This is a genomic window from Halococcus qingdaonensis, from assembly GCF_024508235.1.
Taxonomy (GTDB): Archaea; Halobacteriota; Halobacteria; order Halobacteriales; family Halococcaceae; genus Halococcus; species Halococcus qingdaonensis.
Map to the genome: position 1 here is coordinate 1,874,304 of NZ_CP101943.1, position 13,848 is coordinate 1,888,151.

Here is a 13,848-nt window from a genome sequence, read left to right on the forward strand (position 1 = left end):
CGCTCGGCGGAGTAGGAATCAGTGAGAACGAGGAGTCGGCCTTCCGGTCAGCGACCAGCCATGATGCCGCCGTCGACCGAGAGCGGCATGCCGGTGACGTACGAGGCGTCGTCCGAACAGAGCCAGACGGCCGCGTTGGCCATCTCCTCGGGCTCCCCGAGTCGCCGCATCGGAACGCTCGATTTGAGTTTCTCGCGCATCTCGTCGGGCATCTGGCTGTAGCCGGGCGTATCGACCGGCCCGGGACAGACGGCGTTGATGCGGATGCCGTCCTCGGCGTATTCGAGCGCGGCGGTCCGTGTGAGGCCGACGACGCCGTGTTTGCCCGCCGAATAGGGTGCGACGTTGCGCTGGCCCTTCAGCCCCGCGCCGGAGGAGGTGTTGACGATCGCACCGCCGCCCTGTTCGAGCATTGCGTCGATCTCGTGGCGCATGCACCGCCACGTGGATTTGAGCGTGATGTCGAGCTCCTTGTCCCAGTCATCTTCAGAAACCTCCGCCGTCGGCACCATATCGCCCGCGGCACCGGCGGCGTTGTTGTGAGCCATGTCGAGGCCGCCGTAGCTGTCGACCGCTTCCTCGACCATCGCGGTGATGTCTGACTGGCTGGTGATGTCGACGGTGAGGAACAGCGCCTCGCCACCGTCGTCCTCGATCAGTTCGACGGTTTCCCGGCCGGCGTCCTCGTCGATGTCCGTAACGATGACGTTCGCTCCTTCCTCGGCGAACCGCAGCGCCGACGCACGGCCGATACCCGCGCCGGCACCTGTAACGGCTACCGTTTTGTCGTTGAGTCCGTTCATAGTGGTTTTCCGTTCGTCGCGGGGCGAGACGACGCTCGCCCCGTGCGAACACTGAATATTTGTTCAGTCCGGCGGATAACCGTTTCGCTCCGAGCAGCGCTTCAACAAACGAAATCGCGTGACAGCGGTCAGTTTGACGTGTCTGACTGTGACGCTATCGCACGAAGCCGGTCGGTTCGGAACCTTCTTTATTGACGTTCGTGATTATACGTCCACGATGGCTGTACTCTGGCTGGACGAGGTAGGCAAGGACGACATCGACGCCGTCGGCGGCAAGGGCGCGTCGTTGGGCGAACTCGCTGGTGCCGGCCTGCCCGTCCCGCCGGCGTTCGTCGTCACGGCCGGAACGTACCGCTCGTTCATCGAGGAAACCGGGATCGACGACGACCTGTTCGATGCCGTCGACGTCGATCCCGACGATTCGAGCGCGCTCGCCGCCGCCACAGCCGAAGCCGAGGACCTCATTCTGGGGACGGAGATGCCCGAAGAACTTCGGGAAGAGATCCTCGACAACTACGGGAGCCTCGACGACGGTGACGCGTTCGTCGCGGTGCGCTCGTCGGCGACCGCCGAAGACCTGCCCGACGCCTCGTTTGCCGGCCAACAGGAAACCTTCCTCAACATCACCGGCGACGACCTCGTCCAGCGCGTCAAGGAATGCTGGGCCTCACTCTTCACCCAGCGAGCGATCTACTACCGCGAACAGCAGGGGTTCGACCACCGGAACGTCGACATCGCGGTCGTCGTCCAGCGGATGGTCGACGCCGAGAAGTCGGGCGTGATGTTCACCTCCCATCCCTCGACCGGCGCACCCGAACTCATCGTCGAGGCCGCGTGGGGGCTCGGCGAGGCGGTCGTCGCCGGCGAGGTCTCGCCCGACAACTACGTCGTCGACCGCGACAGCCACGAACTCGACTCCGTCACCGTGGCCGACAAGAAGACGATGTGCGTCAAAGAGTCCGAGACGGGCGAGACGACGATGGTCGACGTCCCCAACGAAAAACGCGAGGCACAGGTGCTCGACGAGGACGAACTCGACAGTCTGGTCGAGATCGGCGAACAGGTCGAGGAGCACTACGGCGAACCGCAGGACGTCGAGTGGGCGATCTTCGAGGGCGACGTCTACATGCTCCAGTCGCGACCGATCACGACGATCGCCGACGACGGGGGTGAGCAGGCAAGCGTCGCCAACGGCGGCGACGAGTCCGGAACGAGCGACGATGTGTTGCTCACGGGGCTCGGCGCGAGTCCGGGCATCGCCAGCGGCGCGGTGGCGATCGTCGGCAAGCTCGACCAGCTCGACAAAGTGGGCGAGGGCGACGTCATCGTCACCGAAATGACGACCCCGGACATGGTGCCGGCGATGAAACGCGCGAGCGGTATCGTCACCGACGAGGGCGGGATGACCTCCCACGCGGCGATCGTCTCTAGGGAACTGGGTGTCCCGGCCGTGGTCGGCTCGCAGAGCGCGACGAGCACGCTCGCCGACGGGCGGCACATCACCATCGACGGCGACAAGGGTACGATCCGCGAGGGCGAGGCCGACGACGGCGAGCGCGACGCCGTCGAGGAAGTCCGCCCACAGTCACCCGTCAAGCCGATGACCGCCACCGAGGTGAAGGTCAACGTCTCGATCCCCGAGGCCGCCGAACGCGCCGCCGCGACCGGCGCTGACGGCGTTGGTCTGCTCCGGATGGAGCACATGATCCTCTCGACGAACAAAACCCCCGAGAAGTACATCGACGACCACGGCGAGGACGCCTACATCGAGGAGATCGTCGAGGGTGTCAGAAATGTCGCCGAGGAGTTCTACCCACGACCGGTGCGCGTGCGCACGCTCGACGCCCCCACCGACGAGTTCCGCCAGTTGGAAGGCGGCGAGAGCGAACCCGACGAGCACAACCCGATGCTCGGCTATCGCGGCATCCGACGCAGCCTCGACCGCCCCGACGTGTTCGTCCACGAGCTCGAAGCCTTCCGGCAACTCTACGGGATGGGCTACGACAACGTCGAGATCATGCTGCCGCTCGTCAACGACGTCGAGGACGTCCTCCAGGCCAAGAATCTCATGCAGGACGCCGGCATCGACCCCGACAAGCGATCCTGGGGCGTGATGGTCGAGACGCCCGCCTCGGCGCTGCGCATCGAGGAGATGGCCGACGCGGGCATCGACTTCGCCTCCTTCGGGACGAACGATCTCACCCAGTACACCCTGGCCGTCGACCGGAACAACGGGCAGGTCGCCGACCGCTTCGACGAACTCCACCCCGCCGTGCTCGAACTCGTCGGGCAGACGATCGAGAGCTGCCGCGAGAACGACGTCGCGACGAGCATCTGCGGGCAGGCCGGTTCGAAACCGCAGATGGTGCAGTTCCTCGTCAACGAGGGCGTCTCCTCGATCTCGGCGAACATCGACGCCGTACGCGACGTCCAGCACGAGGTCAAGCGCGTCGAGCAGAAACTCGTCCTCGACACCGTCAGGTAGGATTTTCGATGGCCAGCCACGATCGCACGCGAACCGCGGCGAGATACACAACGGCTAACAGCGTGAGTGACCAGTCCTGATCATGCAGCGGGCCACGCCACAGGAGTTCTCCCGCGTTCTTTCATCGATGTGTACGGAGCCACATCCCGACGCACGCGCGGCCGCCGAGCGCTTTCTCGCGACCAACCCCGGCGATCCCGGCACGTACGAGACGATCGCCGACATCGAGCGCGAGGTCGTCGCCCAGTTGGGAGAGATGGTCTCGCTGCCGGAGCCGGCGGGCTACGTCACCAGCGGCGGTAGCGAGGCGAACATCCAGGCGCTGCGCATCGCGCGCAACCGCGCCAACACGGACGATCCGAACGTGGTCGCGCCCGCGAGCGCCCACTTCAGTTTCCACAAGGCCGCCGGCATGCTCGGGCTCGAACTCCGCACCGCGCCGCTCGACGACGAGCGGCGGGCCAACACGACGGCGATGGCAGAACTCGCCGACGAGGACACCGTCGCGGTCGTCGGCGTCGCCGGCACCACCGAACACGGCCGCGTCGACCCGATCCCCGAGATCGCCACAATCGCCGACGAGGCAGGCGCGCTCTGTCACGTCGACGCCGCGTGGGGCGGCTTCCACCTGCCGTTCACCGATCACGAGTGGGACTTCGCCGACGCCCCGATCGACACGATGACGATCGACCCGCACAAGCTCGGGCGAGCAGTCGTGCCCGCCGGCGGACTGCTCGCGCGCTCGGACGAACTGCTCGACGCGCTCGCGGTCGAAACTCCGTATCTCGAATCGCGCTCGCAGGCGACGCTGACGGGCACGCGAAGCGGGGCCGGCGTGGCGAGCGCCCGCGCCGCACTCGACGCGCTGTGGCCCGACGGCTATCGCGATCAGGCCGAGCGCGGCCAGGCGAACGCCGACTGGCTCGCCGCCGCGCTCGACGAGCGTGGCTATTCGGTCGTCGAGCCCGAACTCCCGCTCGTCGCCGCCGAGATCCCCGGGACTACGTTCGAGGCGCTGCGGGAGATGAACTGGCGGATCTCCCGGACGGGAAACGGTGCGCTTCGCGTCGTCTGCATGCCACACGTCACCCGCGAGATGCTTCGAGCGTTCGTCGACGATCTCGACCGACTGAAATAGACAACACTTAGGCGTGTGACGCAGCGATTTCCGGCAGTGACGCCGCTTCTGTCGGCCCTCGTCGCGGAGACGGTCGGAACCGTGTCTGCGCCGCTGCAGATCGACGCGCTCGAACGTCTCGTCGAGACGGCGACCGGGCCGCTCGGGCTGCTCATCATCGCGGGTTACTCGTTCCTTATCGCGATCGCGCTCCCGCTGCCGAGCGAGATCGTCCTCGTCGCGCCGCTGGATCTCGGAATTTCCGAAACGGGTGATTTCGTCCTGATCACGCTCGTCAGCGGCATCGGGAAGGCCGCCGGCAGCGTCGTCGCCTTCCGCCTCGGCCACGAGGCAAGAGACCGGTCCGGGCGGCTCGTCGAATGGCTGCGCGACTCGCGGTTCGACATCGTCGAATGGTCCGAACGGCGAACGATACAGCTCGTGCGCCGGTACGGCTACATCGGGCTGGCGATCGCACTCTCGGTGCCGTTCTTCCCGGACACGCTGTCGATCTACGCCTTCACCATTCTGGAGGAGGACTACCTGAAGTTCGCCGCGGCGACGTTCGTCGGCAGCGCCGGACGGCTGCTGGTCGTCGCGGGCGTCTTCGCGCCGGTCACCTCGCTGTTCGGGCTCTGACGAGACGGCCACCCGCGAGCGGAAAGCGGCGGGCTTTAGGCTCCCATCCCGGTAGTGATGGCCATGAGCCACGAGGAGTTCCCCACGGAGAACCCGGCGGTCGTCACCTGCGGGCTGCCGTACGCCAACGGCGACCTGCACGTGGGCCATCTCCGGACCTACGTCGGCGGCGATGCCTTCACGCGCGCGCTCCGCAAGCTCGGCCAGGAGACGGCGTTCGTCTCGGGGTCGGACATGCACGGCACGCCCGTCGCGGTCAACGCCTGGGAGGAGGGCGTCACGCCCGAGGAGTTCGCGCTGCGCCACCACGAGAAGTACGAGGCGACGTTCCCGACGTTCGACATCGAATTCGACAACTACGGCCACACGGCCGAAGAGGAGAACGTCGAACTCACCCAGCAGTTCGTCCGCGAGCTCGACGAGAAGGGGTACGTCTACGAGCAGGAGATCGAGGTCGCCTGGGATCCCGAGGAGGGACAGGCTCTGCCCGACAGATACGTCGAGGGCACCTGTCCGTACTGTGGCGAGCACGCCCGCGGCGACGAGTGCGACGAGGGCTGCGGTCGCCACCTGGAACCGGGCGAGATCGAGGAGCCGACGAGCGTGATCACGGGCAATCCCGCCGAGTACCGCACCCGCGAGCACGAGTTCCTGCGCCTCTCGGAGTTCCAGGACTACCTCGGCGAGTTCATCGACCGGATGGACGGGACGGCGAACGCGCGCAACCAGCCCCGCGAGTGGATCGAAGGCGAGCTCCAGGACTGGTGTATCACACGGGACATGGACTGGGGGATCGAGTATCCTGGCGACGAGGAACTCGTGCTCTACGTCTGGGTCGATGCACCGATCGAGTACGTTTCGAGCACGAAGCAGTACAGCGAGCGCGTCGGGAGTGAGGAGTTCGATTGGGAACAGGCGTGGCAGGAGTCGGGCGAGCTCGTCCACGTTATCGGCCGGGACATCATCCAGCATCATACTGTGTTCTGGCCCGCGATGCTCCACGGCGTGGACTACCAGGAACCGCGCGCGGTGCTCGCGAGCGGGTTCGTCAACCTCGACGGCAAGGGCTTTTCGACCAGTCGCGATCGCGCGGTCTGGGTCGACGACTACCTCGACGAGGGGTTCGACCCGGACCTCTATCGCTACTACATCACGACGGGCACCGGCTTCCAGCAGGACATCGACTTCTCCTGGGAGCGGTTCGCCGAGCGCGTCAACGGCGAACTCGTCGGCACGGTGGGGAACTTCCTCTACCGATCGCTGCTCTTTGCCCACCGCAACTACGGGGGAACGCCCGACGGTGAGATCTCCGAGGAAGTGCGCGAGCGCATCGAGCAAGCGATCGACGAGTTCCGGGACGGCGTCAACGACTACTCCGTGCGCGCGGTCGGGGAGTCGGCCGTCGAACTCTCCCAGTTCGGCAACGAGTACATCCAGCGCCACGAGCCCTGGAACGCCGACGATCCCGAGCGAGCGGCGGTCATCCGCGACTGCGTGCAGCTCTCGAAGGCGGTCACGGTGCTCTCCGAGCCGATCATGCCCGGCATGGCCGAGCGACTCTGGGACCAGCTCGACGAGACGGGTTCGGTCCACGAGGTTCTCCTGAACGCAGCACTCGACGCGCCGCCCGCCGAGTTCGATGCGCCCGACGAACCGTTCGAGGGCATCGAGGACGAGCGCGTCGCCGAGCTGAACGAGAAACTGGAGGCGCAGATCGCCGCCGCGAGCGAGGGTGGCGAGAGCAGCGCGGCCACGGAGGGTGACGCTGCCGAGGCCGCGGAGACCGACCTCGAAGCACTGACCGACGACCGCATCGGCTTCGAGGAGTTCCAGGAGCTCGACGTGCGAGTGGGCGAAGTGCTCGCCGCCGAGGGGATCGAGGGCGCGGACGATCTCGCGCGTCTGGAGGTCGATCTCGGCGTCGAGACGCGTCAAATCGTCGCCGGGATCAAACAGCTCCACGATCTCGACGCGCTCCCGGGCGAACGGGTGGTCGTGCTCGCGAACATCGAGAAAACGGAGCTGTTCGGCGTCGAGAGCAACGGGATGGTGCTCGCGGCCGGTGAGGCTGCTGACCTGCTGACCACCCACGGCGACAGCCCGCCGGGAACGAGGGTGCGCTGACCGAGCGGCAGCCATTTCTGGCTTGACGCCAACGATGGGATATGGCGGACGACTGGAAATACGCCGTCGAGGATCTCGAAGACGACGGCGACGAGAGCGCGGACGACGCACGCGCGACCGACGTCTTCGGAGACGACGAGCCGGGCGATCTCGAACCGGGATCACCGTCGTTCGAGAACGTCGTCTTCGTGCTGCTCGGCGTCGCCATCGCGCTGGTGGTCGTTCTCGGGATCTAGCGGACCCAACAGTTAATCCCGCTGCGGGCTAACACACGACCATGACGCTGGCACTCGGTGGCGCGCCGGTTGCGGCCGCGCTTCCGGCCCTCCAGATGAGCGATCTCCTGCTGGAGCAGCTCCCGCTGGTGCTCGTGGTCGCCGGGCTCGGACTGATGGGTGCCGAGGCGCTCGCGCCCGGCGCGCACTTCATCGTTCTCGGGGTCGCGCTGCTGTTTGCCGGGCTGATCGGTCTGTTGATCGGGAGTTTTCTCGGCCCGATCGTCCTCGCGGTCGTCCTCTCGGTGCTCGTGCTCGCCAGCGGTGCGGGAACGCTCTACGCCTACCGCCAGTTCGACATCTACGGCGGGAAGGGAGCCGGCAAGACGAGCGACTCGGCCTCACTCAAGGGGACGACCGGCCACGTCACCGAGCGCGTGACGCCGACGAGTGGGAAGGTGAAACTCGACGGCGGCGGCTTCAACCCCAACTACAGCGCCCGTACGCTCGACGGCGAGATCCCCGAAGACGAACCGATAGTGGTGACCGACCCCGGCGGTGGCAACGTTCTCACCGTCGAGGCGCTCTCGGCGGTGGAGGACGACATCGATCGCGCGCTCGCTCGCGGGCGCGACACCGACGATCGCGAGCGCGAAACCGCGTGACGGAACCCGCTCGACCGAAGCCTTATGTTCCTAACATCCGAACTCTCGATAGATGACACTCGTTCCGCTCCAGGCGCTCGCGCTCGCACCGGCCGTCGTGGTGCTGTTGGTGCTGGCCGTCGCGATCATCACCGTCTATAGCGCCATCGAAATCGTCAACGCGTACGAGAAGCGTGCGCTCACCGTCTTCGGCGACTACCGCAAACTGCTCGAACCGGGCATCAACTTCGTCCCACCGTTCGTCAACAAGACCTACCCGTTCGACATGCGGACCCAGACGCTCGATGTCGCGCGCCAGGAAGCCATCACGCGGGACAACTCGCCCGTGACGGCGGATGCAGTGGTCTACATCAAAGTAATGGACGCCAAAAAGGCGTTTCTGGAGGTCGATGACTACAAGCGCGCCGTCTCGAACCTCGCACAGACCACGCTCCGTGCCGTGCTCGGCGACATGGATCTCGACGACACGCTGAGCAAACGTCAGGAGATAAACGAGCGCATCCGCAAGGAGCTCGACGAGCCGACCGACGAGTGGGGGATCCGCGTCGAGTCCGTCGAGGTCCGCGAGGTCAACCCCTCGCCGGACGTCCAGCAGGCGATGGAACAGCAGACCTCCGCCGAGCGCAAACGCCGCGCGATGATCCTCGAAGCGCAAGGTGAACGGCGGAGCGCGGTCGAGGCGGCAGAGGGTGAGAAACGGTCGAACATCATCCGTGCACAGGGTGAAAAGCAGAGCCAGATCCTCGAATCCCAGGGTGACGCCGTTTCCACAGTATTGAGAGCGAAATCCGCCGAATCGATGGGCGAGCGCGCGGTCATCGAGCGCGGGATGGACACGCTCGAATCCATCGGCCAGGGCGAGTCGACGACGTTCGTCCTCCCCCAAGAGCTGTCGTCGATGCTCGGCCGATACGGCAAACACCTCACCGGCAGCGACATCAAGGAGGACGGCCACGATCTGGAAAGCCTCGATTTCGACGAGGAGACGCGCGAACTCATCGGGCTCGACAACATCGACGAGATCCTCGGCGAGATCGACGAGGAGGCCGACATCGACGTCGAGGAGATGGAACAGGAGGCCGAAGCGATCAAGACCGGCGAGGCGACGACCGACATCCAGGATCCCGACGAGGTCATCTCCGAGATGGACGCCGACGAAAGCATCGACGGAAGCACGTCGACGACGGGAACGTCGGCCACCGACGAAGAGGACGAGCTCGAACCGGAGACGAACTGAACGAGCGACGACCCGAACGAATGACGAGCTGACCGGGCCGAAGGGGTTTTACCTGCGTTTCTCCGACGTGACCCAATGGGCGACCGCGGGGTCGACGAGGGACGGCGGGCGACACTCCGGCGAGTCGCCGCGCTGGGTGCCGTCGGACCGTTCGCCGGCCTCGCAGAGGACGATAGCGGGATCCGCGAGACGATCGCTGGCTATCTCGCGACGACGCCGGGCGCACACTTCTCGAAGATCCGTGACGATCTCGATCTGGCCACCGGCGAGACACAGCACCATCTCAAACGACTCGAACGTGACGGCACAGTCGAGAGCCACCGCGACGGCGACTACCGACGCTACTTCCCGGCCCGCGAGTTCGACGACTTCGAGCGCACGGCGCTCGGCTTTCTCCGCCGCGAGACACCGCGCGGGATGGTCATCGCGCTGTTGCGCGACGGCGACGCGACCGCGAGCGATCTCGCGGCAGCGGTGGATGTCTCGCGGCCGACGATAAGCAATCACGCCGCCGATCTCGACGCGGCGGGGCTGCTCTCGCGTGAGGACGGCTACTCGCTCGTCCGCCCGGAACGGCTGCTGACGCTGCTGGTGAGCTATGCCGACTCCTTCGACGCCGCGACGGTCCGGTTCGCCCGCGAGGCCGATCAGTTCATCAGCGTCGACGCCTGACTACTGGGTGACTTTCCACGTCGTGCTCGAAGAGTAGCCCCACTTCTCGACCGAGAGTCCGTTATCGGTCTTGCGGATGGCGTTCATGTTCGTGCCGACTTCCTTCGGCGACAGCCCGAGCGCGTCGCCGATGAGTCGGGATTTGAAGTAGGTCTTGCTGTCGGCGTGTTCGCGGAGATACGAGAGGATGCGACGCTGTTTCTCGCTGAGTGTCTGCATCGGTGCGCTGCGTGCGGCCATACACGATCCGAACGGAGCAACACACATAGCGGGTTTGGTGCGATGGACTAATTCGGGCGCTATCGGTCGATTTCGGTCGTGTTCACGACGACGATATCGCCCGTCGTGGCTCGTCGACGCCCCTTCGAGTCGGGGGTGGTACGGACGGGTACGGCGCGAGCGGGCGGTAGTTCTTTATTTCTCGGCCACGGTAGCGGCGGATGGAGGACTACGCGATGGAAATATCTGATAAACTCCTGTGTCTGTTCAACGCCGACGTCACCGAATCCGAAGACAGCTACACCGTCGAGATACCGCGCCGCGAGGTCGAGAACGGGTCGATCGAGCCCGGCGAGACCTACCGTGTGGCACTCGTCTCGCGCGAACCGACCGAGGAATCATCGAGCAGCTCGCGCTCGCGGTCGAGCACACCCTCCTCGGAGCCACAGCCGCCCGTCGATGTCGGCGAGATGCGCTACGTCGAGGTCGAGGACATCGGCAAGCAGGGCGACGGCATCGCCCGCGTCGAACGCGGCTACGTCATCATCGTCCCCGGTGCCGAGATCGGCGAACGCGTCAAAGTCGAAGTCACCGAGGTGAAATCGAACTTCGCCGTCGGCGAAATCATCGATTAGTACCTTTTTACTTCGTCGGGTGGCCTCCCTGCGGTCGGCCACCACTCCTCGCAAAAAGCTACGCTAAAAACTCCCGCTCGCGCCTTCGGCGCTCGCGGCGAACCGCGCTCACTCTGTTCGCGCGGACTCTCCACTCTCTGCACCACAGAAGCCCTCGCTCCCTCACTTCGTTCGGTCACTCGCCCTTCATCCGCCAGGACCGCAAACCGTTGCCGCACCGCCGGCAGGGCCGGCAGCTACCCGTCGATCGGCGTTCCGTCCGGTCGTTTCGCACCCTCGGAGTCGTGGACGACGATCTCGCCGGAATCGGGGTTCGCCGGTTCGTAGCGTTCGCTGACGGCGATGGCCTCTTCGATCTCGCGGATCGCGCGTTCTTTGAGCGCACCGGCCAGTTCCTCGGCATGCTCGCGATCGATGTCGCGCCCGAGCCCCTCACACTCGTGGGCGCGCACGTCGCCGACCTGATCGACCGCCGCGCCCATCGGCTGGCTCGATCCGTCGAGAGCGACGCTGAACGGATAAGTGCGACAGATGAGCGGCCGATCCTCGTGGACGGTACACGCCCCGACACCGTCCTCCTCGGCGTAGAAGGTGCAGTCGCCACAGCCGGTCGTTTCGAGCGCCCACTCGAAGGTCTCGCCCTCCAGTCCGTCCTCGCCCTCGCTGAGTCCGTACGGCATCGGCCGGGCGACGTCCCGGTGATCGTACTCGGTGGTGTCCTGCAGCTCGCGTATCTCGTCAGGAAACACCGTCGCGGTGTGCTCCTCGTACCCGTCCGGGCCCGTCGCCGCCTTGCAACAGGCCCCACAGCGCGTACACTCGAAGCCGATCTCCTCAATGGCGTCGGCCAGCGCCCCGACATCGAGATCGCGCGCACGGGCGAGTTCGTCCTCGAAACTCACATATCTCCTTTCGGCCGCCGCGCAAAAAGACCGTCGTCAGGGGCAGACCCGTTCACCGTCCCACTCGACATGCCCTTCGACGGCGAGTTTGGCGAGATGGGCCGCCACCGTGCGCTCGGCCAGTCCTCGCACTCCCGAAAGATCCTTCTCGTAGGCCGCGTCGGTCACCGCAGCGACCGTCCGCGCACCATCGCGCACCGCCCGCAGGACCGCGCGCTCACGGCGCAGTCGATGAGAGAGCAGCCGCTCGATCACCGCCCGTGGCTTCTCGATGACCGGTCCGTGACCCGGATACAGCCGTGCCGGGTTTCGAGCGTGGAGCCGCCGGAGCGCGGTGAGATAGCCACGCATGTCGCCGTCTTCGTTCCCCACAACGACGCTGCCGCTCGCGACGGCGAGATCGCCGACCAGCAGCTCGTCGTTGATGGCGAGCGCGACGTGATCGGGGGCGTGTCCCGGCGTCGCGAGCAACTCGACGGTCCCCGCGTCGGTGTCGATGCGCGTCCCCGGGCCGAAGGTGCGATCGGGCGAGAGACCGGTCGCGCGTTCGAACCGGTCCGCGTAGCCGGCGTGCGCCCAGACGGTCGCCCGGTCGGCGTACGCTTCGACGCCGCCCACGTGATCGGGGTGGGTGTGGGTCACGAGCAGGTTCGCGACCCCGTCGATCGCGTCGTCGAGGCGGGGCGTCGCGGCTGCCGGATCGACGAGCAACGCCCGCTCGCTCCCGACGAGATAGGCGTTCGTCTCGCCGCCGGGTGCGGCCGTCTCGACAGGAATCGAAACATGGGTCAGACTCACGACGAGTGGTGGTGCTCGCGGCTGAAAAGGCCAGTTACTGGTTCAGGAAGTAGACCTGCTTTCTGGCGTCGCGAAAGCTGTAGCGCGAGCCGACGAGATCGTCGTCTTCGAGACGGTTCAGCGCGTAGCGGACGGTGCGATCGGGCAGCAGCGATTCGTCGGCGAGCTGGCCCTGCGAGAGCGGCGTCTCCGATTCGAGCACTTTGGCGACGAGCTTCGCGCTCGGGGGGAGTTCGCGCAGGCGGTCGCGGAACTCGGTCTCGGTCAACGGGTCGTCGGGCTGTGCGCGGTCCGTGGTGGCGCTCATACCCACCTCTCTTCGACGGGCTATGGTAAAACTTGCCCATATATGGGAATGTATACTACTACCGCATGAATGAATACCTTTGCCCTTATATTTCGTGGTGAGGCGCGCACCGCACGGCTAGAATACGGATGACGGTGAGCAGTTGGGACGTGCCACGGTCGGTTCGCTCGACGGTCGCCACTGACGGGCAGCGCGTCATATCCGTACGGTTTTATTCCTCGACCGAAAACCACGGGTAGCGTGAAGGGACAGGAGTGGTACCAGACCGTCGAGGTCGCCGAGGAGTACGACACCAAGCGGTTCTCCGACGGCGGCCGGCTCATCGACGAGCGAGAGAAGGAGGCCGTGCTCTCGGCAGTCGGCCCCGTCGACGACAAACGCATCCTCGAAATCGCCTGCGGAACGGGGCGATTCACGACGATGCTCGCCCAGCGCGGCGCTGATATCGTCGGCCTCGATATCTCGCCCGCGATGCTCCAGGAGGGTCGGAAAAAGGCGCGCGCGGCGGGCGTCGACGACCATCTGGAGTTCATGCGCGGCGACGCTGCCCGCCTTCCTTTCCCCGACGATCACTTCGAGACCGTCATCGCGATGCGGTTTTTCCATCTCGCGGATACGCCCGCCTCGTTTCTCGCCGAGCTACGCCGCGTAGCCCGCAAGCAGGTCGTCTTCGACACCTTCCGTCGGTTCAGCACCCGCAGCATCTACAACTGGCTGCTACCGATGGGCTCGCGGCTGTACGCCCGCGCTGAGATCGAGGAGCTTCTCGACGGGGCCGGACTCCAGCTGGCCGGCGAGGAACACGACTTCTTCTTCCCATATGGCCTCTATCGCCAGCTCCCCGACGCGATGGCCACCCGAGTGCGCGAACTCGACGACGTGATCATGGACTCGCCGATCGGCGAGTACGTAGCGTCGGTGTCGTACTGGGACGCACGGTTGCAAGAGGAGTGAGAACCGGTCGCCGTGCTGTCGCCCGCTGGGGCGAGCTTTCGTCGGTAATGAACTGACTGACGCATCGTCCGCGAGC

At 65.9% G+C, this 13,848-nt stretch carries 15 protein-coding genes; 10 read left to right on the forward strand and 5 right to left on the reverse strand.

The annotated features are described in order from the left end of the window. Positions 1–47 precede the first annotated feature (47 nt). The gene (locus NO363_RS09655) at positions 48–803 is read right to left on the reverse strand and encodes an SDR family NAD(P)-dependent oxidoreductase (protein WP_256684706.1); all 756 of its coding nucleotides are present in this window, start codon (positions 801–803) and stop codon (positions 48–50) included. Positions 804–1,020: 217 nt separating this feature from the next. Here NO363_RS09655 and ppsA point away from each other — a divergent pair, with 217 nt between their 5' ends. The 8 genes from ppsA (at position 1,021) to NO363_RS09695 (ending at position 9,957) form a co-directional block, all read left to right on the forward strand. Beyond that, complete coding sequence (ppsA, locus tag NO363_RS09660) at positions 1,021–3,288, forward strand: pyruvate, water dikinase (RefSeq protein ID WP_256684707.1); 2,268 nt, start codon at positions 1,021–1,023, stop codon at positions 3,286–3,288. An 82-nt stretch (positions 3,289–3,370) separates the two neighbouring features. Continuing rightward, positions 3,371–4,426 carry a tyrosine decarboxylase MfnA gene (gene mfnA / locus NO363_RS09665; protein ID WP_256684708.1) on the forward strand — a complete coding sequence of 352 codons (1,056 nt, stop codon included), beginning with the start codon at positions 3,371–3,373 and terminating at the stop codon, positions 4,424–4,426. Positions 4,427–4,462: 36 nt separating this feature from the next. Continuing rightward, positions 4,463–5,044, forward strand: a complete 582-nt coding sequence (locus NO363_RS09670; RefSeq protein ID WP_370525554.1) for a YqaA family protein — start codon at positions 4,463–4,465, stop codon at positions 5,042–5,044. Positions 5,045–5,107: 63 nt separating this feature from the next. Next, the gene (gene metG / locus NO363_RS09675) at positions 5,108–7,168 is read left to right on the forward strand and encodes a methionine--tRNA ligase (protein ID WP_256684709.1); all 2,061 of its coding nucleotides are present in this window, start codon (positions 5,108–5,110) and stop codon (positions 7,166–7,168) included. Positions 7,169–7,209: 41 nt separating this feature from the next. Further along, complete coding sequence (locus NO363_RS09680) at positions 7,210–7,404, forward strand: DUF7312 domain-containing protein (protein WP_256684710.1); 195 nt, start codon at positions 7,210–7,212, stop codon at positions 7,402–7,404. Between the two features lie 41 nt (positions 7,405–7,445). Beyond that, positions 7,446–8,048 carry an NfeD family protein gene (locus tag NO363_RS09685; RefSeq protein ID WP_256684711.1) on the forward strand — a complete coding sequence of 201 codons (603 nt, stop codon included), beginning with the start codon at positions 7,446–7,448 and terminating at the stop codon, positions 8,046–8,048. A gap of 52 nt (positions 8,049–8,100) precedes the next feature. Continuing rightward, on the forward strand, positions 8,101–9,285 hold the full coding sequence (locus tag NO363_RS09690) for an SPFH domain-containing protein (protein ID WP_256684713.1): 1,185 nt from the start codon (positions 8,101–8,103) through the stop codon (positions 9,283–9,285). A gap of 75 nt (positions 9,286–9,360) precedes the next feature. After that, entirely contained in the window at positions 9,361–9,957 is a 597-nt protein-coding gene (locus NO363_RS09695; RefSeq protein ID WP_256684715.1) for a winged helix-turn-helix transcriptional regulator, read from the forward strand. Here NO363_RS09695 and NO363_RS09700 read toward each other — a convergent pair whose 3' ends face one another. Then, complete coding sequence (locus tag NO363_RS09700) at positions 9,958–10,197, reverse strand: DUF7123 family protein (RefSeq protein ID WP_256684717.1); 240 nt, start codon at positions 10,195–10,197, stop codon at positions 9,958–9,960. A gap of 215 nt (positions 10,198–10,412) precedes the next feature. Here NO363_RS09700 and NO363_RS09705 point away from each other — a divergent pair, with 215 nt between their 5' ends. Continuing rightward, positions 10,413–10,811, forward strand: coding sequence for a TRAM domain-containing protein (locus NO363_RS09705; RefSeq protein WP_007739310.1), 399 nt, complete (start codon positions 10,413–10,415; stop codon positions 10,809–10,811). A 236-nt stretch (positions 10,812–11,047) separates the two neighbouring features. On the opposite strand, the gene NO363_RS09710 is transcribed toward NO363_RS09705, so the two are convergent. Genes NO363_RS09710 through NO363_RS09720 form a run of 3 tightly spaced genes read right to left on the reverse strand, consistent with a single transcriptional unit; the run spans position 11,048 to position 12,818 of the window. Next, entirely contained in the window at positions 11,048–11,713 is a 666-nt protein-coding gene (locus tag NO363_RS09710; protein ID WP_256684719.1) for a YkgJ family cysteine cluster protein, read from the reverse strand. Between the two features lie 36 nt (positions 11,714–11,749). Further along, positions 11,750–12,511 carry an MBL fold metallo-hydrolase gene (locus NO363_RS09715; protein ID WP_256684720.1) on the reverse strand — a complete coding sequence of 254 codons (762 nt, stop codon included), beginning with the start codon at positions 12,509–12,511 and terminating at the stop codon, positions 11,750–11,752. A gap of 34 nt (positions 12,512–12,545) precedes the next feature. Further along, the gene (locus tag NO363_RS09720) at positions 12,546–12,818 is read right to left on the reverse strand and encodes a MarR family transcriptional regulator (RefSeq protein WP_007739315.1); all 273 of its coding nucleotides are present in this window, start codon (positions 12,816–12,818) and stop codon (positions 12,546–12,548) included. 240 nt (positions 12,819–13,058) lie between these two features. Here NO363_RS09720 and NO363_RS09725 point away from each other — a divergent pair, with 240 nt between their 5' ends. Further along, a complete protein-coding gene (locus NO363_RS09725) occupies positions 13,059–13,772 on the forward strand; it encodes a class I SAM-dependent methyltransferase (RefSeq protein ID WP_256684721.1) in 714 nt (237 codons plus the stop codon). The last annotated feature ends 76 nt before the right edge of the window (positions 13,773–13,848 follow it).